This window comes from Coprococcus sp. ART55/1, from assembly GCF_000210595.1.
GTDB lineage: Bacteria > Bacillota > Clostridia > Lachnospirales > Lachnospiraceae > Coprococcus > Coprococcus aceti.
The window spans coordinates 1146255-1147320 of record NC_021018.1 but is presented as its reverse complement, the minus strand read 5'-3'; the positions used below and the strand labels follow the sequence as shown (position 1 = coordinate 1147320).

The 1066-nt window shown below is 33.5% G+C and carries 1 protein-coding gene; it reads left to right on the top strand.

What is annotated here, in order from left to right; all coding sequences use genetic code 11:
• Positions 1-104 precede the first annotated feature (104 nt).
• Positions 105-887, top strand: a complete 783-nt coding sequence (locus CCU_RS05450) for a hypothetical protein (RefSeq protein WP_015533867.1) — start codon at positions 105-107, stop codon at positions 885-887.
• Positions 888-1066: the final 179 nt, after the last annotated feature.

The following is a 1066-nucleotide window of genomic DNA, read 5'->3' as shown; positions in this document are numbered from 1 at the left end:
GAGGATATTTTTATGGGAAAATTTGATCAGATTGTAAGTTCGGAGGAAAGTACGCAAAAATGAACTTCAATATTTAATAATTAGTAGACACGGGGGTATAATTTATGACAATCGAGGAAGCTGAAGCAAGAGCAAATGCTGGAGACATTGAATATATGTTATTGCTTGGTGAGTATTATGCAGGACAAGGAGAAAAATCGGTACCGGGACTGGCTGCCAAGTGGTTTAATAAAGCATGTGAATCAATGGATTTATCAGATGTATCCAAATTATCGCCGAGAGTGGTGAAGGCATTGTTTTATTTGAGTGGGTTTAATAGTATTTTGCTGACATTGGGGATAGAAGGAGAAGGCTTGGATAAATGTAAGGAGAATGTACTGGATTATTATAAGTATTCTTATTTGGTTGATGCGTATCTAAAAACACATCAAGCTATTGAAGGGATAGACAGTAGAATGGCATATAATAATTTTGTAGATGCGTCATATTGGTATGGATTTTATTTGTATTTGCAGGGAGCGGAAGATGATGCTATGCGTGTACTTAATTTAAATGACAAGAAATCTAGATTATTATACGCTCTTTGTTGTAAAGTAACAGATTCAAATTTAGATGATTATTGTAAATTTATATCATTTGTAGAAGATGATGTGGAACTAGCAAGGACAGAGAAGAACACATATCAAGAGCTTGTTTATTTGGAAATAGTAAAAAAACAGGCAACTATAATAAGAATGATGGAAACACAGAATTGCATTGATAGGGCATACAATTTCCTTATGATGGTTTACAACGAGATTAGGAATGAACAGTTAAAACAGGGACTGGCAGAGGAATTGGGGCACTATAGAAAGAATATTTTTGGAAAAATGAAATATGTAGAATAGCATTCCGTTCAACAAAAATATAGTATGAAATCATGGAATGCAAACGTGGAAAGGAAAACAAACGAATACCTTGTAAACGATTTATATGAGTACAAAAGAAATGTGGGATTGCAAAAAAATCCAGTAAACTAACATTATATGTTCGAAACTGACAGAGGAATAGATGGATATAACGTTAT

Coding starts and splice junctions, on each gene's coding strand:
- CCU_RS05450 (WP_015533867.1), top strand. CDS start 105: ATGACAATCGAGGAAGCTGAAGCAAGAGCAAATGCTGGAGACATTGAA.